Source organism: Mesorhizobium sp. LNJC394B00 (genome assembly GCF_000502555.1).
GTDB lineage: Bacteria > Pseudomonadota > Alphaproteobacteria > Rhizobiales > Rhizobiaceae > Mesorhizobium.
The window spans coordinates 79,384-100,566 of sequence record NZ_AYWH01000012.1 but is presented as its reverse complement, the minus strand read 5'-3'; the positions used below and the strand labels follow the sequence as shown (position 1 = coordinate 100,566).

At 61.7% G+C, this 21,183-nt stretch carries 19 protein-coding genes and 3 pseudogenes; 7 read left to right on the top strand and 15 right to left on the bottom strand.

The window, feature by feature from the left end; genetic code table 11:
* Positions 1-12 precede the first annotated feature (12 nt).
* The 6 genes from X751_RS1000000164875 (at position 13) to X751_RS137865 (ending at position 5,451) form a co-directional block, all read left to right on the top strand.
* Positions 13-1,110, top strand: a complete 1,098-nt coding sequence (locus tag X751_RS1000000164875) for a hypothetical protein (protein ID WP_023746062.1) — start codon at positions 13-15, stop codon at positions 1,108-1,110.
* The gene (locus X751_RS137855) at positions 1,074-2,699 is read left to right on the top strand and encodes an AMP-binding protein (RefSeq protein ID WP_156936409.1); all 1,626 of its coding nucleotides are present in this window, start codon (positions 1,074-1,076) and stop codon (positions 2,697-2,699) included. Before X751_RS1000000164875 ends, X751_RS137855 begins: the two co-directional genes overlap by 37 nt.
* The gene (locus tag X751_RS137860; RefSeq protein ID WP_023746060.1) at positions 2,696-3,484 is read left to right on the top strand and encodes an SDR family oxidoreductase; all 789 of its coding nucleotides are present in this window, start codon (positions 2,696-2,698) and stop codon (positions 3,482-3,484) included. Before X751_RS137855 ends, X751_RS137860 begins: the two co-directional genes overlap by 4 nt.
* A complete protein-coding gene (locus X751_RS1000000167620) occupies positions 3,477-4,124 on the top strand; it encodes an ATP-binding cassette domain-containing protein (RefSeq protein ID WP_198022468.1) in 648 nt (215 codons plus the stop codon). Before X751_RS137860 ends, X751_RS1000000167620 begins: the two co-directional genes overlap by 8 nt.
* The gene (locus X751_RS1000000167615) at positions 4,103-4,573 is read left to right on the top strand and encodes a TOBE domain-containing protein (protein WP_198022467.1); all 471 of its coding nucleotides are present in this window, start codon (positions 4,103-4,105) and stop codon (positions 4,571-4,573) included. Before X751_RS1000000167620 ends, X751_RS1000000167615 begins: the two co-directional genes overlap by 22 nt.
* A gap of 164 nt (positions 4,574-4,737) precedes the next feature.
* On the top strand, positions 4,738-5,451 hold the full coding sequence (locus tag X751_RS137865) for a GntR family transcriptional regulator (protein WP_023746059.1): 714 nt from the start codon (positions 4,738-4,740) through the stop codon (positions 5,449-5,451).
* A gap of 13 nt (positions 5,452-5,464) precedes the next feature.
* On the opposite strand, the gene X751_RS137870 is transcribed toward X751_RS137865, so the two are convergent.
* From X751_RS137870 to X751_RS137885, 10 genes and pseudogenes are all read right to left on the bottom strand, one after another.
* Complete coding sequence (locus X751_RS137870) at positions 5,465-6,892, bottom strand: FAD-dependent oxidoreductase (RefSeq protein ID WP_198022466.1); 1,428 nt, start codon at positions 6,890-6,892, stop codon at positions 5,465-5,467.
* Positions 6,889-7,821 (bottom strand): ornithine cyclodeaminase family protein, encoded by a 933-nt coding sequence (locus X751_RS1000000164870; protein WP_023746057.1) that lies wholly within the window; start codon positions 7,819-7,821, stop codon positions 6,889-6,891. Before X751_RS1000000164870 ends, X751_RS137870 begins: the two co-directional genes overlap by 4 nt.
* A 96-nt stretch (positions 7,822-7,917) precedes the next feature.
* Positions 7,918-8,973 (bottom strand): ABC transporter substrate-binding protein, encoded by a 1,056-nt coding sequence (locus X751_RS137875; RefSeq protein WP_031247291.1) that lies wholly within the window; start codon positions 8,971-8,973, stop codon positions 7,918-7,920.
* Positions 8,974-9,840: 867 nt separating this feature from the next.
* Positions 9,841-10,101: a TOBE domain-containing protein gene (locus X751_RS1000000168155; protein WP_245265845.1), complete on the bottom strand. Its 261-nt coding sequence runs from the start codon at positions 10,099-10,101 to the stop codon at positions 9,841-9,843.
* A gap of 396 nt (positions 10,102-10,497) precedes the next feature.
* Positions 10,498-10,976: pseudogene (locus tag X751_RS1000000168150) on the bottom strand (ABC transporter ATP-binding protein); the annotation flags it as partial.
* 13 nt (positions 10,977-10,989) lie between these two features.
* Positions 10,990-11,616, bottom strand: a complete 627-nt coding sequence (locus X751_RS1000000168145; RefSeq protein ID WP_245265836.1) for an extracellular solute-binding protein — start codon at positions 11,614-11,616, stop codon at positions 10,990-10,992.
* A gap of 36 nt (positions 11,617-11,652) precedes the next feature.
* On the bottom strand, positions 11,653-11,970 hold the full coding sequence (locus X751_RS1000000168140; protein WP_245265848.1) for a hypothetical protein: 318 nt from the start codon (positions 11,968-11,970) through the stop codon (positions 11,653-11,655).
* Between the two features lie 51 nt (positions 11,971-12,021).
* A pseudogene (locus X751_RS1000000168135) lies at positions 12,022-12,128 on the bottom strand (twin-arginine translocation signal domain-containing protein); the annotation flags it as partial.
* Between the two features lie 14 nt (positions 12,129-12,142).
* Positions 12,143-12,967, bottom strand: a complete 825-nt coding sequence (locus X751_RS137880) for an ABC transporter permease (RefSeq protein WP_023746055.1) — start codon at positions 12,965-12,967, stop codon at positions 12,143-12,145.
* Positions 12,968-12,981: 14 nt separating this feature from the next.
* Positions 12,982-13,785, bottom strand: a complete 804-nt coding sequence (locus tag X751_RS137885) for an ABC transporter permease (protein ID WP_023746054.1) — start codon at positions 13,783-13,785, stop codon at positions 12,982-12,984.
* Positions 13,786-15,168: 1,383 nt separating this feature from the next.
* Here X751_RS137885 and tnpB point away from each other — a divergent pair.
* On the top strand, positions 15,169-15,426 hold the full coding sequence (gene tnpB, locus X751_RS1000000168130; protein WP_348524586.1) for an IS66 family insertion sequence element accessory protein TnpB: 258 nt from the start codon (positions 15,169-15,171) through the stop codon (positions 15,424-15,426).
* A 137-nt stretch (positions 15,427-15,563) separates the two neighbouring features.
* Here the strand turns inward: tnpB and purU are convergent, their stop codons facing one another.
* The 5 genes and pseudogenes from purU to X751_RS137905 all read right to left on the bottom strand — a co-directional run bounded on the left by purU (position 15,564) and on the right by X751_RS137905 (position 21,183).
* Positions 15,564-16,448 carry a formyltetrahydrofolate deformylase gene (gene purU, locus X751_RS137890; protein WP_023746053.1) on the bottom strand — a complete coding sequence of 295 codons (885 nt, stop codon included), beginning with the start codon at positions 16,446-16,448 and terminating at the stop codon, positions 15,564-15,566.
* Between the two features lie 79 nt (positions 16,449-16,527).
* Positions 16,528-17,319: pseudogene (folD, locus tag X751_RS01000000164265) on the bottom strand (bifunctional methylenetetrahydrofolate dehydrogenase/methenyltetrahydrofolate cyclohydrolase FolD); the annotation flags it as partial.
* Positions 17,320-17,403: 84 nt separating this feature from the next.
* Positions 17,404-17,970 carry a sarcosine oxidase subunit gamma gene (locus X751_RS137895; RefSeq protein WP_023746052.1) on the bottom strand — a complete coding sequence of 189 codons (567 nt, stop codon included), beginning with the start codon at positions 17,968-17,970 and terminating at the stop codon, positions 17,404-17,406.
* Positions 17,963-20,896: a sarcosine oxidase subunit alpha family protein gene (locus tag X751_RS137900; protein WP_023746051.1), complete on the bottom strand. Its 2,934-nt coding sequence runs from the start codon at positions 20,894-20,896 to the stop codon at positions 17,963-17,965. Before X751_RS137900 ends, X751_RS137895 begins: the two co-directional genes overlap by 8 nt.
* Positions 20,893-21,183 (bottom strand): sarcosine oxidase subunit delta, encoded by a 291-nt coding sequence (locus tag X751_RS137905; RefSeq protein WP_023746050.1) that lies wholly within the window; start codon positions 21,181-21,183, stop codon positions 20,893-20,895. The genes X751_RS137900 and X751_RS137905 overlap by 4 nt, the downstream gene beginning before the upstream one ends.

Genomic DNA, 21,183 nt, shown 5'->3' with positions numbered 1-21,183 from the left:
CTCGGCGATCATATGAAGAAGGAAGCCCGCATGACCATCTCCTTAACGCAAGTGAGAACGGAAGAGACGCTCAATGAGCTTCGGGAGCGCACCGCGCTTGCGAGCAAATTCGCCTGGTACATGGTCTCCGGGATCACCTCGATGGTCTTTCGCGAGAAGGGCGAGGCCGCGCTCAACGAGATCTGGCGGCAACTGCTTTCCTCGGAGCAGAAGGAACGCTTCCTAGCAGCGCTGGACAAGCTCGAGATCGCTGGCAACCCGCCCGCGGTTACAGCCGCGCTCTACCACTATTTCAGCAACGCGATCGGCGGGCTGAACATGCAGGTTGTCGTCGAAAGCCCAAAGAAGGCGTGGATACGTTACATGGCGCCCTGGGGCTCCTACCCCGGCATGGCGGCCCTCACGGTTCCGCCGTCGGTGCGCCGCACGATTCTGTCGACTTGGCATCCGCGCAACGGCGAATTCCTGAACTGCCCGCGCCTCGGCTGGGTGGCGACCAAGTTCGTCGCCGAAGGCCACCCGTATGACGAGGGGTACTTCTTCGAATACGACCACGACCTGCGGCCCGAGGAACGCTTCCGCGTCGAGCATGTTGAGCACAGCCCGGAATTCATCCCGGAGACCGCGCCCAGGCTCAATCCGAAGACCTGGCCGGAAGCGCGAATCATGAAGGGCGGCTACAATTACAGCGTGGACTACGTCCGCCATGTCATCGCGATCGTCCATAGCCTGTTCGGCGCCTACGAGTCCTGCAACATCATCACCAAAGCCATGCGGCTGCTCGGAGCCCAGTTCACCGGGGAACTAGCCAACGCGACCGGTCACAAGGGCACCGACCCGAAGGGCATCGCCGACATGTTCGGGGCGATTTTCGCCGCCTTCCGCAACCCGGCGGAGATAACGGCGCAGGACAACACCGCGACGCTGACGCTCGGCGGGCTCGTGCCCTTTACCAGCGAGGCCGATCCTGAGTTGCGGGCCGCGGTCTTCGAGTTCTTCATCATGGCGGTGCGCCAGCGCAACGGTCACCTGTCCATCACCCGCAGCTTCGACGAGGCGGCGCTTAGTGAACGGTGGATCATCAAGGACGAAGGAGAATGGCTTTGGTAAACCTCAACCGCGAGAGCGGTCCTCCCTATTTCACAGACGACGAGACCGTCTCTTCGCTGCTCAAGGCGGTAGCGCGGGCGCGGCCTGACCACGTCTATCTGCGCTGGGCCGGCGGCAAACTGACTTGCGCCGGGCTGGAACAAGAATCCGGACGGCTGGCTGCAAGTATTGCTAGCCTCGGGGTGAAGCCTGGCGAACGCGTTGCGGTCATGCTCGGGCATCATCTCGATCATGTTCTTGTCTTCTTCGCCCTGATTCGGCTCGGTGCAGTACTCGTACCGGTAAACACGGCATTGAGGGGACCAAGCCTCAGCTATCAGCTAGGCCATTCGCAGCCCGCTCTCGTCATTGCCGACCGGGAGTTTGCCGAGGTACTCGACGAGCCCGTCGCGACAGCAAGGGTTGCCCGGGTTCTCTGGCGCGATGGCCCGGGCGACTTCGCCGGAAATGATTGGGTCAAACTCGGCCCGGCCGGCGACCATCCTCCTGATGTCGCCTTCAGATGGGACGACCTTCGGATCATCCTCTACACGTCGGGGACTACCGGCGCTCCAAAGGGTGTGCAGATGTCGGACCGCATGCTGCTCGCAAGCGCTCTCGGCTCGATCTGGATCTCCGGCGTCGAGCCCGGCGATACCTTACACTTCTGGGATCCGATCTATCATGTCTTCGGGGCCGAGGTGCTGGTGCTCGCGCTCATGGTGCCGGTAACCCTTTATATGGTACCACGCTTCAGCGCTTCACACTTTTGGCAGCAGGTGAAGGAAGCCGGTGCCTCGCACATCCATTATGTCGGCGGCGTCTTGCAGATGCTGCTGAAGCAACCCGAGAGCCCGCTCGACAAGACGCATGGGGCGCGCATCGCCTGGGGTGGCGGCTGCCCCGCTGATATCTGGACGCCGTTTGAGGAGCGTTTCGGCATCACGGTCCGCGAGGGCTACGGCATGACCGAGACCTGCAGCTTCTCGACCATCAACACCGAGGGTCGACGCGGCTCGATCGGCAAGGCCGTTGACTATTTCGAGGTTCAGGTGGTCGATGACGAGGGTAAGCCGTGCCCGCCGGGAGTCGCCGGCGAGATTCGGGTGGCTGAACGCGAGCCGGGCGTGCTCACCGTTGGCTATTTCGGCAACCCCGAGGCGACCGCGGACGCGCTGCACGACGGATGGCTCTACACTGGCGATCTGGCGACGATGGACGCGGACGGCTTTATCCGCTTCCACGGACGCAAGAAGGACAGTCTGCGGCGGCGCGGCGAGAATATCTCGGCGTGGGAAGTCGAGCGTGTGCTTAACGATCATCCGGAAGTCGCGGAATGCGCCCTCATCGGCGTAAAGAGCGAGATCGGCGACGACGATTTGAAGCTTTTCGTGCGGCGCAACGAGGGAAGCCGGGTCACGGCTTCCGAACTGCTCGAATGGAGCCAGGAGCGCCTGCCGAAATTCCAGGTGCCGCGCTTCTGGGCGTTTCTCGACGAGTTCCGCAAGACGCCTACCCAGCGCATCCAGAAACAGTTCCTGTCTATCAGCATCGAGGACTGCGACCTCGATGCGGAAATCACCAAAGCGCCCGGAAGGAAAATCAGATGAAGCTCGAAGGCAAGGTCGCGATTATTACCGGAGCGGCACAGGGAATCGGCGCGGGTGTAGCTCGCGAATTCCTCGCCGAAGGCTGCCGCGTCATGATCGCCGACATCCAGAAGGACAAGGGAGCGGCACTCGCGGCAGAACTGGGCGGCAGCGACGTCTGCCGCTTCTGCGAATGCGACGTAACCCGCTCCGACCAGGTGCAGGCCCTGCTAGATGCCACTCTAGCGGCATGGGGTGCGATCGACATAGTCGTCTGCAACAGTGGTATCAGCCGCAACGGCACCATCCTTGAGATCAGCGAGGAGGACTTCGACGAGGTGATCGCGGTCAACCTCAAGGGCGCCTTCCTCGTCGGCCGCGCAGGCGCACGCTGGATGGTCGACAACGGCGTACACGGCACGATCATCAATATGAGTTCGATCAACGCCGTCGTGTGCAGCCCTACCATTGTTCCCTACACGGTCAGCAAGGGCGGGCTCAACCAGCTCACCGCCGTCATGGCCCTTGGGCTCGCACCGCACGGCATCCGCGTCAACGGCGTTGGCCCCGGCTCTATCGACACCGAACTGCTGAGCAAGATATTCAGCACCGATCCGGATGTTATGCGCGGCATACTCTCGCGCACGCCGATGCAGCGGCTCGGCACGGCGAAGGAGATCGGTCGCATCTGCGTGTTCCTGGCATCCGAGGATTCCAGCTACATGACGGGCCAGACCATCTACGCGGACGGCGGGCGGCTCAAGCTCGCCTATAATGTGCCGGTGAAGGAGCAGGCCGTTGAATGACGGCGCGCCAGGCGGTGGCGCCCGACACAGCATTGCGCTGCAGGGACTGTCCAAATCCTTCGGGCAGATGACAGCGCTGTTCCCCACCGATCTCGACGTTCGTAGCGGCGAGTTCTTGACATTGCTCGGGCCGTCGGGATCGGGCAAGAGTACGCTGCTTAACCTGATCGCCGGTGCGCTGGCGCCGAGTTCGGGGACGATCCGGCTCGACGGCAAGGACCTGACCAATGTCCCGCCGCGCGACCGAGGTCTCGGCATGGTGTTCCAGAACTACGCCCTGATGCCGCATATGACCGTCTTCGACAATGTCGCCTTCCCGCTGAGAGTGCGGCGGCAGCCGGCCCATGTCGTCCGCGAGAAGGTCGCAGAGGCCCTGGCGCGCGTCGGCCTCACGGGGTTCGAGAAGCGCAAGCCCAAGCAGCTCTCAGGTGGCCAGCAGCAGCGCGTCGGCATCGCCCGCTGCATCGTCTATTCGCCGGCCATCATCCTCATGGACGAGCTGCTGGGCGCTCTCGACAAGAATCTGCGCGAAGAGATGCATGGTGAGATCAAGCACCTTCACCAGGATCTCGGGACGACCTTCATCTATGTGACGACGACCAGGAGGAGGCGCTCAACATGTCGGACCGCATCTGCCTGATGAGCGTCGGGCGTATCGCGCAGTTGGGCACGCCCGACGACCTCTATTTCCGTCCCCGTAGCCGCTATGTTGCCGAGTTCCTCGGCGAGTCCAACATTATCTCCGGGCGGGCCGCCGGCAAGGCGAAGCTCGCCATCGCCGAGGACTGCAACATCGGCACCCAGCCTTTCGATCATCCAAAAGGAACCGAACTCGCCACTATGTTTCGCCCGGAGAAGCTGAGCATCCTGACAAGCGGGGAGGACCCGCGGCGCGGCGAGAACACACTTTCAGGGTCCGTGAAGGAGATATCCTTCTTCGGCCGCTCGACCCGGATCCACCTGATCACCGATGGCGGGTTCCGGCTCATCGCCACCGTGGCCTCCCTGCAGTCAGATGCGCGCCCAGAAATTGGCAGCAGGCTGCGCGTGAGCTGGAAGCCCGAGCATTCGGTTATCCTCGAACAATGATGGGCGGCGCACCTGAAAGATGCATGCCCATCGAATAGGTACCCGCGCCGCCGCCGTGGGACGGCCAGATTCATTTGCATCGACGGTCGCGCCGGAATAGTTTGCCTCCACGACAGGGGAGCCGCATCATGAACAGGATCGTAAAAAGCCGAGACGGCAGCAAGGTGTTCGACACGCTGCGTCAAGACATATTGAAGCTTACCTTGGCGCCAGGCACTGTTATCGATGAAGCCAGTATTGCCACACGGCATTCGGTTTCGCGCACGCCCATCCGCGAAGCGATCATTCAACTCATATCGGAAGGGCTGGTCATACGCGACCGGCGAGTCGCCCGCGTCGCGCCTCTCAACTTCGACGATCTGCCGAGGATCTATGACGCGTTAGTGGCTTCGAGCCGGATCGTCCAGCGAATCGCAGCCGAAAAGCGCACCGAGACCGATCTGGCGGAAATTGAGCAGCGGATGCGCGAGTTCGACGCCCGGTGCGACGAGGGCAACGGCGTGCAGCGCCAGGACGCCAATGTCGCGTTCCACATGAGTATTGCGCGCGCAGGGCGCAACCACTTCTTCTCCGACTTCTACGAGCGCATGCTGCTGACCTCGAGCCGGCTGTCGCGCGCCTGTTTCTCCAGCGAGGGCGACTCCGAGGGGCGGGGGAATGGCGAACTCCAGCAGCACCTGACGGAGACAAGTCGCCAGCACCGGCTCATCTTCGAAGCGATCAGGGATCGCGACGTCGAAGCCGCCGACAGGCTGGCCATCGAGCATCAGAACCTGTCCTTCGCCAGGCTGAAGGTGGCAATCTTCTCGCGAGCGTCGGAGAGCTCTATCAAAATGCCACTGGACATGGCCGGCAGCAAGGCGCCCCGGAACGGGTAGGGCATGCGCGTTGCTAGTCCTCGTATCCGAAACGCTCGGCAAGCTTCTTTATGTAGCCGGTCACCAGCCCTTCGGCCGACGTTCCCCCGCCTTGCAGTTCGGCGGCAGCCCGCGCCGCCTCCGATAGCCCGAGATCGGCGCTCCATCCGGCCCCCGTGCGGCGGAACAGGATGTCCTCGACCGATCCTGGCATATCCTGCCCCGATTGCGCCGACAACCGGGCGCGGCTTTGCCGCGGCCCCAAATACTTTCGCGCCCGCGCCAGCATGTCGGCAGCGGTGAAGGAATGATCGGCGAGGCGTCCCCACGAGACACTTACCATCGGGGCGTTGTCGCGGGTCAAATGGTCGTAGATCGTGCGCCGCCATGATCCGCGCGGATTGCCTGGATCGAAGGTCGCCGGCCGCAGCCCTGCCCAGGCGAACATCACGTCTCTCTTCGTGAGGCCGAGACGTGGCAGGGTCACATTTGCCTGATCGAGAATAGACGTCACATCCTTCTCGTCTGCGACGGGGTCGCGCACGAAGCCTTTGAGCGGCGTCTCCGTCGGCCCGAGTATGTGGAAGTTCTTCCACGGCACGCAGAGGAAAAGGTGACCGAGTTCATTGCGGCTGATCACGCCGGCGCTACGGAATTCCTCCGGCAGCCGCACCGCTATGTGGCACCCCTTGTTCGGCATCACCGTTCTGCTGTCGGAAAAGCCGCAGGCGGCGTTAACCAGATCGGAACCGGGGCCCGCCAGGTTCAGCAGCAACTTCGCGTCGACCTTCGCCGTGCCTGTCTCTCCTCGCCCGTCGGCGAGCGTAAGGCGCCACCGGCCACCGGCGCTGTGTGCTTCCACCAGTTGTGTATAGTTGCGGATCATCGCGCCATGAACGGCAGCGTCCAGCGAGTAGTCGACGCAGATTCGTTCCGGCCAGTCAAAGACATATTCGGTGAAGGCTGCGAGCCCGGTGAGGCCGTCGCCGAAATAGCGGGTGATGCCGATATCCCCAAGTTCGTTCTGCCGGTAGCGCCGGTAGTCGAGAGTCGAATCCCAGCCCGACAGCGCGTTCAGCGTGGCAAAGGCCAGATCGTATTTCCACGAGGCTACCGGATCCCCGGCGCATAGTGGGATGTAGAAGGTATGCGGCGAAATCCGCCGCCCCATCACCGAGCGCAGGCGCTGGCGCTCGCGCATCATCTGGCCGGCGAGGGCCACATTGCTGATCTTCGACCTGATAGTCGTCGCATCGGCAGCAGCAGCGAGATAGTTGAGGCCGCAATGCATGATGCGGCTCGAGCGGCTGGAGCTGCCAGATCCGAAATCTCCCGCATCGATAAGTAACACCTCGTAGCCCGCGCCGGCGAGGCGATTGGCTGACGCCGCGCCGTTTATGCCACCGCCGATGACGACGGCCTCGAAACTTTTGCCGTTCAGCTCCAAAAGCGTCGATCTCACGCCCGTGGTCCCTTCGATAACTCGAGAACCTCCTGCGCGATTGCGATGTCGATAGCGCCGAGGCCGGTGGGCAGGAACACCTTCCGCCGCCCATCCGCGGCGCAGTTGCGGTTCTCGGCCACGAGTTGCTGGAGGGAGAGCGCCCTCACAGGCGCATACCGCTTGAGGGCGCCATTGGCCATCAGCGTCTCGAATTGGACAAGATCGTCGACGAAGAATTGGTCACGTGACGACAGCGCCATAGTGTTTATGGTCCGCCCGAGATCGACGAGGCTGATGAAAGCACCGGGACTGAACCATTCCGGCTCGATAAGAGTTTCGGTCGGCGCCGGACTCGTCGTGACGACGATGTCGGCGCCCTCCACACACTCGCGCAGCCCCGCGTAGGCCTTCGCCTTCAGCCCTATGTCGCGCGCTTTGGCCGCGAGCCGCTCGGCGCTTTCGATGCGGCGACTGAAGCAGGAGCACTCCTGCAACGGAAAGGCTTTGGAGAACAGATCGAGATGGTATTGCGCCTGCTCCCCGCATGCGATGATTGCCATACGGGTGCTTGCCTGCCGCGCCATCCGCTTCGCCGCCACCAGGCTGACCGTGGCGGTCCTGATGGCGGTTATCCAGCGGGCGTCTAGCACGGCGAGCAACCGACCGCCCTTGAGCGCGCTGAGGACGATCGAAGCTTCCAGGTTTTGTTGGCCATCTGCGGGGTCGAATGGCTCGATACCGAGCCATTTTACTCCGGCCACGCCTTCGTTCTGCAGCAGGGCAGGAAAGGCCATGAATCGGGTGCCGTTCGCCGCCTCGATGACGGGTCTGGCGGCCATCCTTGCGGAGCCGTCATGCAGCGCCGCAATGGTGCGCTCGGCAATCTCCAGCACCTTGCGCCTGGACATGGAGAGCGAGGCGATATCGTCCGCGGAGAAGTACTGCATTCGTTTGCTATCGTCTCAGTAGGGTTCGACAGATTTCGCGAAACAGCGGAGACGGGTCTTCAGAGCCGCACCCGCTGTCGGCGGGGAGCCTCCGGATCAGGTGAGAATCCACTCCTTGAACCGGCGAGAGATCGTTTCGAAGTTATCAGCCCACCAGTTGTCGTTCAGGATGACGTTCCGTGGATTGTTCGAATCCGGCAGCCACTTGCGGGCGCTATCGGAGAGCATTCTCAGCGACTTCTTGGAGTTCGGATTGTAGCCGAGCTGCTCCATCAGCGGCGCCTGGGCTTCAGGCCGCAGCGCGTAGGACACGAACTTGAACGCGTTCTCTTTGTGGGGCGCGCCCTTGACAACCGCGAGATACTCGGTGCCGATTAAGGCCTCGGCGAAGGAGAAGGATAGGGTCTTGTCGCTTGCCTGAGTCGCCTTCACGCGGGCCGAATAGGTGTAGGAGAAATCGACCTCGCCGGTCTGCAGCAGGGTGACGGTCTGCGGCGTAGCGGCGACCCAGGAGGCGACATAAGGCTTGATGGTATCGAGTTTCTTGAAAGCACGGTCGACGTCCAGCGGATAGAGTTCGCTGGGCGATACGCCATCGGCCAGCAGGGCAGCTTCGAGGGTCTCGCTGGGCCGATCGCGGAAAGTGCGCCGGCCGGGAAACTTCTTGTAGTCGAAATACTCCGCGAAGGTGGTCGGATGCTTGCCTTCAGGGAACTTCGCCGGATCCCACGCGATGCCGCCGGCAAAGGTGTAGAAGGGGACACGGTCACGATCCGCTGGCAGCGCCAGATCATCGGCATCGAAGAGCGCCGGGTCGAGGGGTTCCCAGTAGCCCTCCTTCGAGCCCGACGCCCCGAGTGCGCTCGGCGCGTCGAACACGTCCCAATCGACATTTCCTGAGGTGACCTGCGCCTTTACCTTGGCAAGGTCGGGCGTATCGATGACGTTCACCTTGATGCCGGTCTCTGCCGTGAAGGGCTCAATGACAGCTTTTTGGACGGCTTCCTTGTATGCTCCGCCCCAAGTAACGAAAGAGATTTCGCCGCCTTGGGCGAAGGCGCGGTCTGCGCGTATGATATACGGCGCCGCCAGCAGAACACTGGCCGCCGAGATTAGGCCGCGGCGAGAAATCTTGCGTTCATTCAGTTGCATACGAATTCCCCTGTGATTGCTGTTCTTCTCACCGACGCCGGTCTCCGGGCGCGGCATGTATATCCGTCGTCGCCAATCGAAGAAAGGCGGCGAGCCCGGGCCCCTTTTATCGACTTCCGCTCCGTCCCAGTCGAGCCGGGGCTAAACGGGCGTTGCTCAATGGACGATCACATTCAGCACACAAATTGGATACGCAGTCAAGTTGGATACCCGTTCCACCTCCACAAAACGCGGACCTTCCGCAGCATCGGCGGTCGGCGCGCAACGTCCGCAGCGAATCTTCACCGAGATGTGCTGGCGCTCGCTGGCGAGCGCGCGCAGCTCCGTCTCCGGCGGCCCGCAGGAGCACAGGAGCGATAGCGGACTCCGTCACCGATGATCAGACAGGGCCGCCGCGTCGGCAGGCCCAGGGCGGACTTCAGATGCCCCGACTGCTTCGCGTTTCCCAGCGGCCCCTACCATTTTTGAAAGAAGCTCGCGCCGCGCCAAGGCCTCGAGCACGTAGCCGACCGAGGCAACGATTGCCCAGATGCGGGCCTCAAATTACGCCAATCATAAATCCATCTGCCAATCTAATCGCCAGGCGCAGATCTTGAGCCCGGCAGGTAGCCAAACATCGCCACGTCTATCAGGGCCAACCTACAGCAGCTGCGGGGATAAGTACTTCTATGACGAAGAGATTGCTGCCGAAATAACGGAATACAACTTGCGGGAGGATATCGAGGCAAACGGACCCACTAGCTTATTCGCACGCGTTGCCATTCGTGTTTTGGCAATCGGCAATTGTGGAGATGGTCACGCCAAACCTGAAGTAGATATCCATGGGTCGACTCGCCAAAGTCCCAAAAGCGTCGAACGGGCTCAAGGCTAGGCGATAAGAAGTCCCTGTTCATCGAGCAACACACTGGCAGAGGCGTCGAAGCTGATGTCGATCGTCTCACCCTCGCGCGCGATCAGCCCATTGATCATCGTACTTGCGCGAACCGGCAAACCTGTTCCGATGTCGATCTCGTAGAGGGCACTTCCTCCGAGGTAGGAGGGGCACACCACTCTGCCCTTCAGCGTATTCGCATTAGATCTACAACCAACGGCAATCTTTTGCGGACGGATCACGATCGTGAGGCGCATGCCAGAGTCAAGGCGCGTCGGGGCGATGACCTTTATCGATTGACCGCCAGCAAGCGTGATAGACGCGACCTGCCCTTCCAAAGCTGACACGACGCCCTGTAGCATGTTGGCCTTGCCTAGGAAGTCGGCCACGAAGGCAGTCGCGGGTTGTTCATAAACCTGTTCGGGCGTGCCAATCTGTTCAGCCATCCCGGCGTTCATCACTACGATCCGATCCGACATCGACAGTGCTTCTTCCTGGTCATGGGTGACGAATATCGCGGTGATGCCGGTCTCTTTCTGGATCTTCTTGATTTCGACGCGCATTTCCTCGCGCATGTTTGCGTCGAGAGCCGACAGCGGCTCGTCGAGCAGCAGCACCTGCGGCTCGAAGACGATGGCGCGGGCGAGCGCGATGCGCTGCTGCTGCCCGCCCGACAATTGCGAGGCAGTTTCTTTTCGCTGCCTGGAAGCCTGACCATCTCCAGCGCCTTGCCGACCTTACGCGCGATGTCAGCCTTGGGCACGTCGTGGTATTTCAGGCCGAAAGCGACGTTGTCGAAGACGCTTTTATGCGGAAACAGCGCATAGCTCTGGAAAATCAGGCCGATGTTGCGCTTGTAGATCGGCACGTCGTCGACACGCCGACCATCGATCATGATTTGGCCGCCCGAAATATGGACCAGCCCCGCGATGGAGCGCAGGATCGTCGTCTTGCCGCAGCCTGACGGCCCGAGCAGCGTGACGAAGCTGCCCTTGCGGATCGACAGCGAGAAATCGCGCACCGCGCCGAACTTGCCATAGGCGATGTCGATGTTGCGGAACTCTACCGCCGGGCGTTCCACACCTGCGATCGAAAGGTCCGTCCCGGCCGAGCTCGGCCGGGACGGCTGCATGGTTTCAACGCACTCACGCACCTTTCGAGATCCTCTTCCACTGCTTGGTCCACGCCTCCTCGTTGGTCGCCCAATAGACCGGATCGGCGAAGGTCAAAGACTTCATCATGCCTGTCGAGTCGAAGGCCGGTAGCTTCTCGATCGTCTCGGTGAGCTTGACCTTCGTCGGATCCAGCGACGGCGGATAGCCTTGGCCCTCGGCCACCGCGATAGCAGTCACCGGGTCGAGCATGAAGTTGATCAGCTCCTCGCACTCGGCCATCGGCGAACCCTTGAGGACGAGTATGTCCTCCATCCAGGCGTAGGAGCCGGCCGGATCGAGATAGCGGATCGGATGGCCCTGGTCCTGCAAGGCGGCGACGCGGCCCGACCAGGCATCGGTCACCACGATCTCGCCCTTGGACAGCAGATCCATCAGTTCCGCGCCGGAGCTCCAGAACTTTTTGACGAGGTCGCGCGTCTCGCGCACCTTGGCCCAGATCATGTCCATGTCCTTGATGTCGTTGGGGTCCTGCCCGGTGGCCAGAGCCGCGTACCAGACGCGCGTGACCATGCCGTCCGCGCCGCCGATCTTGCCCGCATATTTCTTGTCGAGCAGCAGGCCCGCACCTTTCTCCTTCGCCTCCTCCGGCGAGATCACCTTGGTGTTGTAGGCGATGCCGGTGGTGCCGTAGTCCTAAGGCACGGCCGAAAGCTTCGGCGTCAGCTTGCGGAGCGGCTCGATCATCGGCTGCAGCACATTCGCCATGTTGGGAATGTTGGCCTCGTTGATCTCCGAGTTCATCCCGGCATTCACATATTTGATGTAGTAGTCGCCGGACGAATGCACGATCTGGAAGTCACCGGGCTTGGAAGTCTTGATTTTGGTGATGATCTCTTCCTCGCCGCCGAACGTGCCCTGGACCACCTTGATCTTGGTCTTGGCCGTGTAGGGCTGGAACGCATATTTGTCGATCGCATCCTGCACCGTGCCGCCCCAGCCGTCGAAGCGCACTTCTGAGACAGCGCCAGCGCGCGTCCCATCCAGGGCATGGACAATCCGGTGGCGGCGGCGGCCGCCGCCGTCAGCGTCAGGAACGAGCGCCGGCTGATATCGCCGTTGACATAGCGGTCGTTGAGCCGCTCCAGTCGTTTGGTGTTGGTCAGTTTCATTGCAGTTCTCCCATTTACGTTGCTTTTTTCCTGAACCGGGTGAGGCTTTGCAGGATCAGGCCGCCGAGCAGCGGGATGCCGACGGTCACCAGGATCATAACCGTGCCGAGCGCATTGATCTCCGGACTGATCGAGACCTTGAGCATCGAAAGGATTTGCGTCGGCATCGTCTCGACCCCTGCGGGCCGCCAGAACAGGCTCGCCGAGGTGTTGTCGAATGAGACGGTGAAGGCGAGCATCGCGCCCGCGACGACGGCGGGGACGAGCAGCGGCAGCGTGATCTCGCGGAAAGACGAGAAGCGCGAGGCGCCAAGCGAAAGTGCCGCCTCCTCATAGACGTGCCGGATGCCGACCATGCGGGCCTGGGCAATCAGAACCACATAGGGCACGGCGAGCAGGATGTGGCCGAGCACCAGGAGAAACAGGGTCCGCGGTTGGTCGATCGCCTTGATCAGCACCAGAAGGCCGACGCCGACGATGGTTTCCGGCACCAGCGCCGGCAGGATCATCAGCGTGCTCAGCGCCTGCTTGCCGGGGAATTCGAAGCGCACTAGCGCATAGGCCGTGACGACGCCCATCGCAGTGGTGGCTATCGCCGTGACCAAGGCTATCCACATCGATGTCTGGAAGGCGGCGAGCACCGGCTCATTGGTCAAGAGCTTGGCATACCACCGCAGCCTGACGCCGGTCATCGGAAAGCCGCCGAACATCGAGGCGTTGAACGACAGAATGACGGTGGCCACGATCGGCGCGAACATGAAGATATAGACACAAAGCGTGACGAAGCCAGTCAGCCGCCAGGCCCATCTGCCTTCCTTGCTCCGCCGCCCCGCTTTCATTTGCCCAGGCTTCATCATCCACCCAGTCCTTTGACGATCTGCGACATGCCCATGTAGCGGGTGTAGATGGCGGCGAAGAAGCCGAGCACGACGAACAGGACGATCGAGAGCGTGGCACCCATCGGCCAGTTCAGCTCGCCCATGATGGTGTCGTTGATCAAATTGCCGAACAGCGCATCGCGGCCCGATCCGAGCAACTGCGGGGTCACATAGCTGCCGGCCGCCAGCACGAAGCAGAGCAGCAGGCCCGCCGCGAGGCCGGGCAGAGAGAGCGGCAGAGTCACCTCGCGGAACGCCTGCGCGCTGGTGCAGCCCATCGAGCGCGCCGCCGAGATCAGCGTGCGGTCGATGCCCTCAAGGCTCACATAGACGTTGAGGATCATGTAGGGCAAAAGGAAGTGCAGCAGCCCGAGGATCACCGCGCCCTCGTTGTAGAGCATCGGCAGCGGCTCGTTGATGATGCCCATTTTCAGCAGCGCGACGTTGATGACGCCCTGTTCGCCGAGGATGTTGATCCAGGAAAAGGTGCGGATGGTGAAGCTGATCCAGAACGGCACGAGCATCAGCCACTTGTGCCGGAAGGTGGTCGCCCAAATGAAGTAAGCTGGGAAATAGCCGAGCACCGCGCAGATGATGGCGCTCATCATTCCCACCCGCACGGTCTTCAGCAGGAAGCCGTGATAGTAGCTGTCGGAGAGGAATTCCTGCCAGTTGGCCAGCGTGGGCGCGCTGGTTTCAACTCCTGCATTAACAAAGGTAAAAAAGGTGTAGATCGCCATGATGACGATCGGCAGCACGAGAAGCACTAGGAGCAGCATAAGAGTGGGGGCAACAAGAATCCATGCTAGCCGCGCATCTAAAGTTTCCAGGCTTTGGTCATGTTGATGCTACTCTTCCCCCAGGCTTGCCACGTACATCACGCCATTTCGCCGGGCTGCTTTTGCCCATGGCCGAGTCGGCACCTATGTTGTTTTCAGTTGCCGCAATCTCGCAACATGCCTGCGTCGCAATAATGCCAGTGGCAAACTGACAGAGTTCCGCGAAGGCGATCGGAGCCGCATCACCTTAACCACCGCCGCAGATGGCGACCTCGAGTTCGAGTTCCTGGCTCGGACCTGCACCACGCCGATTGCGAGTAACGGCACTGCGCATGCAATCTACGCTGGCGGGATCCAGTCTTCGTGTCCTCTGCAAACTGTCCCTTTTTTGGTTGCGGGTGCCGCATGTAGCAATCGTCGCTTCGCCCCACCGAACGGCGGACAGACGCCTTGCCCCTTTGCCGAACTTATTCAGCACACAGATTGGATACGTAGTCAAGCACACACATTGGATACTGGGATACGCGACCGATGGGGACAGGGCAGCAGTCGATGGTGCCCTGCACCCCACTCGGCTGCCTGCCGCGCAACCACCACGCTGCACCGTGACTGTCGCGCACAGCCGTACAAGGAATTTGGCCGAGATCTGCCGCTGCCTTAGCTTAGGTGACAACCAGTGTTAGACCTGAACGGCCGGCGAGAAGCTGTGAACGCCTACCGGAAGCGCAGCGAACTACGCTCCCTCGCGCGAGACGAACTGGCACAACCTTGCTCTGTGTCGGCCCAAGCAGCGAACTGCCGAAATGTCTATCCGGCCTTTAGATGTCTTGAGACCGGTTATGCCGTTTGCGGCGGCCGGCAGCCGACTGACTGGCATCTCACACCCCCACTCTCTAGAGAGACTCTCGACTATCCGTATTGATCAAGGAAGAAAGAGTGTTATGTTCTCGGCATTCCTGAGTAGGGGGCGCCAGGACGACTAGCATTCGCATGATGGCTGTGATGGCGACCTATGATGGTTCTCAGGATGCTTTCAGTTATTCGCGCCTTGAGGATCATCGACACGGTCTGCGTCGATTCACGGATGGAATGTCGAGGACAGTTTCGCTGACGGTGGTCGTCGGGTCTCAGCGACGGCCTCGAGGCACGGAATTTCCCGATTGCAACTATATCGTTGGCGTCAGTTGTTTCGGGAGGGGCGATCTTGGCGGCAGGCGGATCGAAGGATTCGTGCCTGCTGAGATGCCGCCAATGGATACGAACTCCCTATCGACGAGTGGCCTGGTGAAGTGCTGAGTCTCAGCCGCCGGCAGGTGATCGCGTCGGCCGGGATGTCGATGTGGAAGCTCTGGTGCGGTTCATGCGCGGGCTGGAGACGCTTCGATGAATCTCCTTCCCATGGGGTCAAGCGTGAAGGTTTGGCTGGCGACAGGGCATACCGACATGCGGTGTGGTTTACCCTCGCTGGCTCTGCGGGTGCAGGAGGTTTTGAAGCATGACCCTTTAGGCGGTCATCTATTCTGCTTCCGGGGCCGGCGGGGTGACCTGATAAAATTGATTTGGCCAAGGAGCATGTCTGTTCACGAAAAACTTGGAACGAGGCCGGTTTATCTGCCGAACACTGAAGGCGGAGCGTTGTGATCTCGCCAGCGCAACTTTCCTATTTGCCTATTTGTTGTCCGGAATTGACTGGCGAAACCCGCAGGAACCCTGGCGTCCGACACGTGTGATTCGACGCGTTCTTGCCGGACGACAGGATCAGATCTCATCCGTATGGCTCATCCCATACGTTCGGAAGCATGGGAGCCCGGCGAAGCAGGAAAGACAACGGTCTTGTTTCCGTTAAGGAAGACACGGCGGTGGATATGCGCATGGATCGCGCGTGCGAGAACCTGGCTTTCGACGTCGCGCCCGAGCGAGACATAGTCGGATGGGCTCTGGGCGTGCGTTACGCGCACGATATCCTGCTCGATTATCGGCCCCTCGTCGAGATCGGCGGTCACATAATGCGAGGTCGCGCCGATCAGCTTCACCCCGCGTTCAAAAGCCTGCTTGTAGGGGTTCGCTCCTTTGAAGGAGGGCAGGAAAGAGTGATGAATGTTGATGATGTGGCCGGACATCTGCTCGGACATCTCATCCGACAGCACCTGCATGTATCGGGCGAGTACGATCAACTCTGCGCCGGTCTCCCCAACAATTCGCATCTGCTGCGCTTCGGCTTCGCGCTTATTCTCCTTCGTCACTTTGATGTAGTGGAACGGGATGTCGTGGTTCACAACCGGCTTCTGATAGTCCATGTGGTTCGAGATCACCGCCACTATGTCGACTGGTAGCGCTCCGATGCGCCAGCGGTACAGAAGGTCGTTCAGACAATGGCCGAAACGCGAGACCATGATGATCACCTTCATCTTGCGGCTCTCGTCGTTTAAGGCGAAGTCCATTCCGAACGCCTCGCCGGTGTCGGCAAACCCGTTGCGCAGTGTATCGAGCCCAATGCCCTCTTCGGAACTGAAGCTGACGCGCATGAAGAAGTTGCCGGTCTGCGAATCGTCAAATTGCGAGCTGTCGGTGATGTTGCAGCCGTTGTCGGCGAGGTAGCCTGCGATGGCGGCGACAATCCCGCGCTTCGACTTGCACGTGACCGTGAGGCAATATTTTTCCATATCGATTTTCCCGGGTTGTGCAGAACAGATTCGTTCGGCGCGTCAGGTTGGATGCCGGACGTGTATAGGGCTCATAAGGTCAGGCCTCGAGCGCCGGCAGTCCGTTCGCACGGCAGCAGGCGGTGACTGTGTAAGCGAGCAGACCGGCGATAGTCATTGGACCGACACCTCCCGGCACTGGCGTTATGGCGCCCGCCATCTGCGCCGCGCTTCTAAAGTCCACGTCGCCCAACAGTTGTTGTTTGCCGTCCCGCGCGATCCGATTGATGCCCACGTCGATTACCGTCGCGCCTTCGGATCCAGGCGCCGGGGATCATCTCGGGGCGGCCGGTGGCAGCCACAAGGATATCGGCCCGGCGACAGATTGATGCCAGATCGCGTGTCCGCGACTGCGCGATGGTTACGGTGCAGTTGTCGCCGAGCAGAAGTTGCGCCATCGGTTTTCCAACGATGTTCGAGCGCCCCACGACCACTGCTTCGCGTCCGGACAGATCGCCCAGATGGCCGCGCAGCATCATCAAACAGCCCAGCGCGTACACGGGACCATAGCATTTTGTCCGGTACCGAGAAGCCCGACATTCGAAATGTGAAACCCATCGACATCCTTTGCCCGATCCATCGCATTGACCACCAGATCGGCGTTCAGATGTCTGGGTAGAGCGAACTGGACGAGGATACCATGAATCTCCAGATCGGAATTCAGCTGCTCGATTAGAGCAAACAGATCGGCCTGAGACGTTTCCGTGGGCAGCTTGTGCTCAACACTTTTCATGCCGGCTTCGATAGTCTTCCGTCCTTTGTTGCGCACATAGACTTCCGACGCCGGATCGTCGCCTACCAGAACGATAGCGAGGCCCGGCGCAATGCTCCCATGCTCCTCCTTGAGCCACGTCACATGGCCAGCGACCCTCGAACGTAGCTGCGTCGAGAACATTGCCGTCGATGATCTGAGCTGTCATGTGACCTGCTCCTCGAGCCGCTTCGCAGTCGTTTCCAACGCGTGCCAGAGCGATCCGGCGGACGAGCGCGCGCCCAGCACGGCGACATGAGCGTCGCCGCGGCGGATGACGAAACAGCTCATATGCTCAAGGCCGGTACGCGTCGCGCGGCCCGGGCCAAAATCCGCGGGATCGATGTTGACAAGCTTCGACAGCAATGCCTCGAGAGGCATTGAGCCGGCCCGCGAGATAATCTCGAAGCCGACCCAACCATCGGTCTGCTCAGTCACCGAGCAGCCGGGGGTGACCTGCTTAAGCTCCGCGGCGAAATCGAGCTCGGCGCGACACTCGGCCTCGATCATCCACTGACCCTGTCCGGTCCAGAGCGCGGCAACCCTTTGCCCTGCAACCCAGCGGCCTGGTTCGGGAAGAGTGAGCCCAAAGGGTGTGGGCTCAACGGTTCCCCGGCGCACCGCAAGCGATGCAAGCGCGAGACCAGCATTCTCCCGCAGGTCGAGCGCTCCGAAAGATGCGGATCCGGGTGTCACGGCACCGAGCGCGGTAAAAGGCCTCAGGTCAGTCACGCAGACGTTCTCCCTCGGGGTCGACGAAACAGGCAGGGACGACGCGCAGGCGCGCGCTTTCGCCTTCGAGCGGGTTCGCAGCCACGATCACCTCGCCCAGCCGTTCATCTCCGTTCTCGAGGAAACCGAGCCCGATCATCGAGCCGACATGCGGACTGTAGCAGGCTGAAGTGATCCAGCCCTGATCGGTGTCAAGACTCTGCGGCGCGTCCTCGGCAAAAAGATGCGAGCCGCTGACCACCTTCCCGGCCGGATCGACGGGCCGCAGCCCCACCAGGCGTCGCCTGTCGCCCGCAAGGCCCTCGCGCCGCGACATAACGGCGCCGACGGAATCCTTCTTCTGCGACACCATACTGCCGAGTCCGACCATGGCGGCCGTCGTCTGTCCGTTCAACTCGGGGCCGGCGGCGTGTCCCTTCTCCATCCGCAGCACGCCCAGTGCCTCGGTGCCATAGGGCGTCGCTCCGAGATCGGCACCCACCGCCATCAGCCGCTCCATCAATGCGTGGCCGTATCGTGCGGGAACCGCAACTTCATAGGCGAGCTCGCCCGAAAACGAGATGCGGAAGAGCCGCGCGCTCAGGCCGCTGCAGACGGTGAGCTCCGCGCAAGCCATGAAGGGGAAGACCTCGTTCGACAGGTCGAACCCGCCCACGATGCGGGCGAGCAGTGCGCGCGATTTCGGCCCGGCGACGGCGATCTGCGCCCATGCGTCGGTCGTGGAAATGACCTGCACATCGAGATCCGGCCAGAGGCATTGGCGCGCAAACTCCATGTTGCGGTAGACCAAACCCGCATTTGCCGTCGTCGTGGTGACCACATAGTGATCCTCGGCGAGCCGCGCGCAGGTGCCGTCGTCATAGGCAAAGCCGTCTTCGCGCAGCATCAGCCCGTAGCGGACACGGCCGACCTTCAGCGTGGCCATCACGTTGCTGTAGAGCCGGTTGAGAAACTCGCCCGCGTCGGCGCCCTGCACATCGACCTTGCCGAGTGTGGTCACGTCACACAGGCCCACAGCGCTGCGCACGGCCCTGGCCTCGCGGTCGACGCTCTGGCGCCAGTGCGTTTCGCCCGGACGCGGATAGTATTGCGCACGCATCCACTGGCCGACCTCGACGAACGCCGCGCCTAGCGCTTCCGCCCAGTGGTGGGTCGGCGTCAAGCGGCGCGGGCGGAAATTCGGCCCCGTATCGCCACCGCCCAGCACCGAAAGCGCTACGGGCGTGTAGGGCGGGCGGAAGATCGTTGTCCCGGTTTCCGGGATCGACTTCCCGGTTAGCTCCGCCATCACGGCAAGCCCGGTCAGGTTTGCGGTTTTGCCTTGGTCCGTCGCCATGCCCAGAGTCGTGTAGCGTTTCAAATGCTCTACCGGCCGCATGTTCTCGGCATGGGCGAGCTTGATATCCTTCACTGTCACGTCATTCTGGAAATCGACCCAGGCGCGCTTCTTGCCCGCTACATGGAAGAAGGGCGCAACCGTGTAGTCTGCCTCCTCGGCGCGCGGCAAATCGGGCAACGTTGCCGCCATTCCAAGTCCGTCCATCGCATGCTGTGCGGCTCGCGCGCCGGAACGCAAGGCGTCGGCGGTGGAAAAATGGCCCGCCGCGGCACCTGCCGGAATCAATCCTGGTGGCCCATCCTCACCAGGCAGGAACGCCTGCAGCAGTTCATTCCAAACAGGCCGACCGCGATGATGCGAAAAGAGATGAACATTCGGATTCCAACCGCCCGAAACACCTAGCGCGCCGCACTCGATCCATTCGCGGCGGCCGTTTGCGTGAATCTCGATCGCAGTAAGCCCGAGCCGCCCACGAGAGTCGGTGACCACGCCACCTCTGATCACACAGAAATCGCCCGAAGCCCCTGCCTCGGGGCGCGCATCGATCACAGCCGCAACATGGACACCCTTGGAGGCAAGATCACGTGCCGTGCGGTGCCCGTCGTCGTTATTAGTGAAGACGGCGACCGTCTCGGACGGACACGCCGCCCAGCGATTGGCGTAAGCTCGCATTGCGCCCGCCAACATGATTCCCGGACGGTCATTGTTGGCAAAGGCAATTGGCCGCTCCGTAGCGCCCGCCGCCAGTACCGCGCGTTTCGCCGTGATACGCCAGAGTGTCTGGCGCACACGGTCACCAAGCTCAGGAAGGTGATCCGAGACCCGTTCCACCGCACCGTAGATGCCGTGATCATAGACCCCGAAAACAGTGGTGCGACGCATCACGCGAATGCTCGGCAGGCTCTCGAATTCAGCCTCCAACGCTGAGATCCAATCAGTGGCTTGCGCTCCGTTCAGCTTTTCCGTGCCGGACAGAAGCCGCCCGCCCAAACGGAAATCCTCGTCCGCCAAAATCACACGCGCGCCCGAGCGCGCCGCCGTCAGTGCCGCCGCAAGTCCCGCCGCCCCCCCACCTATGACCAGCAGGTCGCAATGCAGGAAGCCCTTGTCATATGCATCCGGGTCGGCCTGCATGGAGAGGCGCCCGAGGCCCGCCGCTTTGCGGATCGCCGGCTCGTAGAGCTTTTCCCAAAAGCCTTTTGGCCACATAAAGGTCTTGTAGTAGAAGCCGGCGGTGAAGAACGGCGACAGCAGGTCGTTCACTGCCAATGCATCGAAGCCGAGTGAGGGCCAGCGGTTCTGGCTCCGCGCCTCCAGCCCTTCGAACAGCTCCACGACCGTGGCACGCGTGTTTGGCTCCTGCCGTGCCCCCGTGCGCAGCTCGACCAGCGCATTCGGCTCCTCCGAGCCGGCCGAGAGTACCCCGCGCGGACGATGATATTTGAAGCTGCGACCCATTAGGCGCACGTCATTGGCCAGAAGCGCCGAAGCGAGCGTGTCGCCCGGATGGCCCTGATACCGTTTGCCGTCGAAGGTGAAGCTCAGGGGTTGTGAGCGGTCGATCAACCCTCCGGCTAGTCGTGTCATTTGCTGCACCTCGTCCGCGAAAGGGCGACATTGCGCGCCAGCTCCGCACCGAGGATTTCATGGGTGACCGTGTCGCGTGTGACGACTAGCCAAGAGCGGTCGCCCTTCTCGTGGAACCACAGCTCGCGGTGCACGCCCGCTGGATTGTCGCGCAGGAAGACGTAGTCGCAAAAGGCGGCCTCGGCACCAGGCGCAAATGGATCCGGACGGTCGATGAGCCGAGCGTCGCCCAGGTAGGTGAATTCCTGCGCAGCGCGCGGGCCTAGAAGTGGATGGGGGATCAGCAT

Bases quoted from the DNA above. Each gene is read 5' to 3' on its own strand.
- X751_RS1000000168155 (WP_245265845.1), bottom strand. From the start codon at position 10,101: ATGCGCCTCACGATCGTGATCCGTCCGCAAAAGATTGCCGTTGGTTGT.
- tnpB (WP_348524586.1), top strand. From the start codon at position 15,169: ATGAATCTCCTTCCCATGGGGTCAAGCGTGAAGGTTTGGCTGGCGACA.
- X751_RS137885 (WP_023746054.1), bottom strand. From the start codon at position 13,785: ATGCTGCTCCTAGTGCTTCTCGTGCTGCCGATCGTCATCATGGCGATC.
- X751_RS137880 (WP_023746055.1), bottom strand. From the start codon at position 12,967: ATGAAAGCGGGGCGGCGGAGCAAGGAAGGCAGATGGGCCTGGCGGCTG.
- X751_RS1000000164875 (WP_023746062.1), top strand. From the start codon at position 13: ATGAAGAAGGAAGCCCGCATGACCATCTCCTTAACGCAAGTGAGAACG.
- X751_RS137875 (WP_031247291.1), bottom strand. From the start codon at position 8,973: ATGCAACTGAATGAACGCAAGATTTCTCGCCGCGGCCTAATCTCGGCG.
- X751_RS137905 (WP_023746050.1), bottom strand. From the start codon at position 21,183: ATGCTGATCCCCCATCCACTTCTAGGCCCGCGCGCTGCGCAGGAATTC.
- purU (WP_023746053.1), bottom strand. From the start codon at position 16,448: ATGGAAAAATATTGCCTCACGGTCACGTGCAAGTCGAAGCGCGGGATT.
- X751_RS137860 (WP_023746060.1), top strand. From the start codon at position 2,696: ATGAAGCTCGAAGGCAAGGTCGCGATTATTACCGGAGCGGCACAGGGA.
- X751_RS137900 (WP_023746051.1), bottom strand. From the start codon at position 20,896: ATGACACGACTAGCCGGAGGGTTGATCGACCGCTCACAACCCCTGAGC.
- X751_RS1000000167615 (WP_198022467.1), top strand. From the start codon at position 4,103: ATGTCGGACCGCATCTGCCTGATGAGCGTCGGGCGTATCGCGCAGTTG.
- X751_RS1000000164870 (WP_023746057.1), bottom strand. From the start codon at position 7,821: ATGCAGTACTTCTCCGCGGACGATATCGCCTCGCTCTCCATGTCCAGG.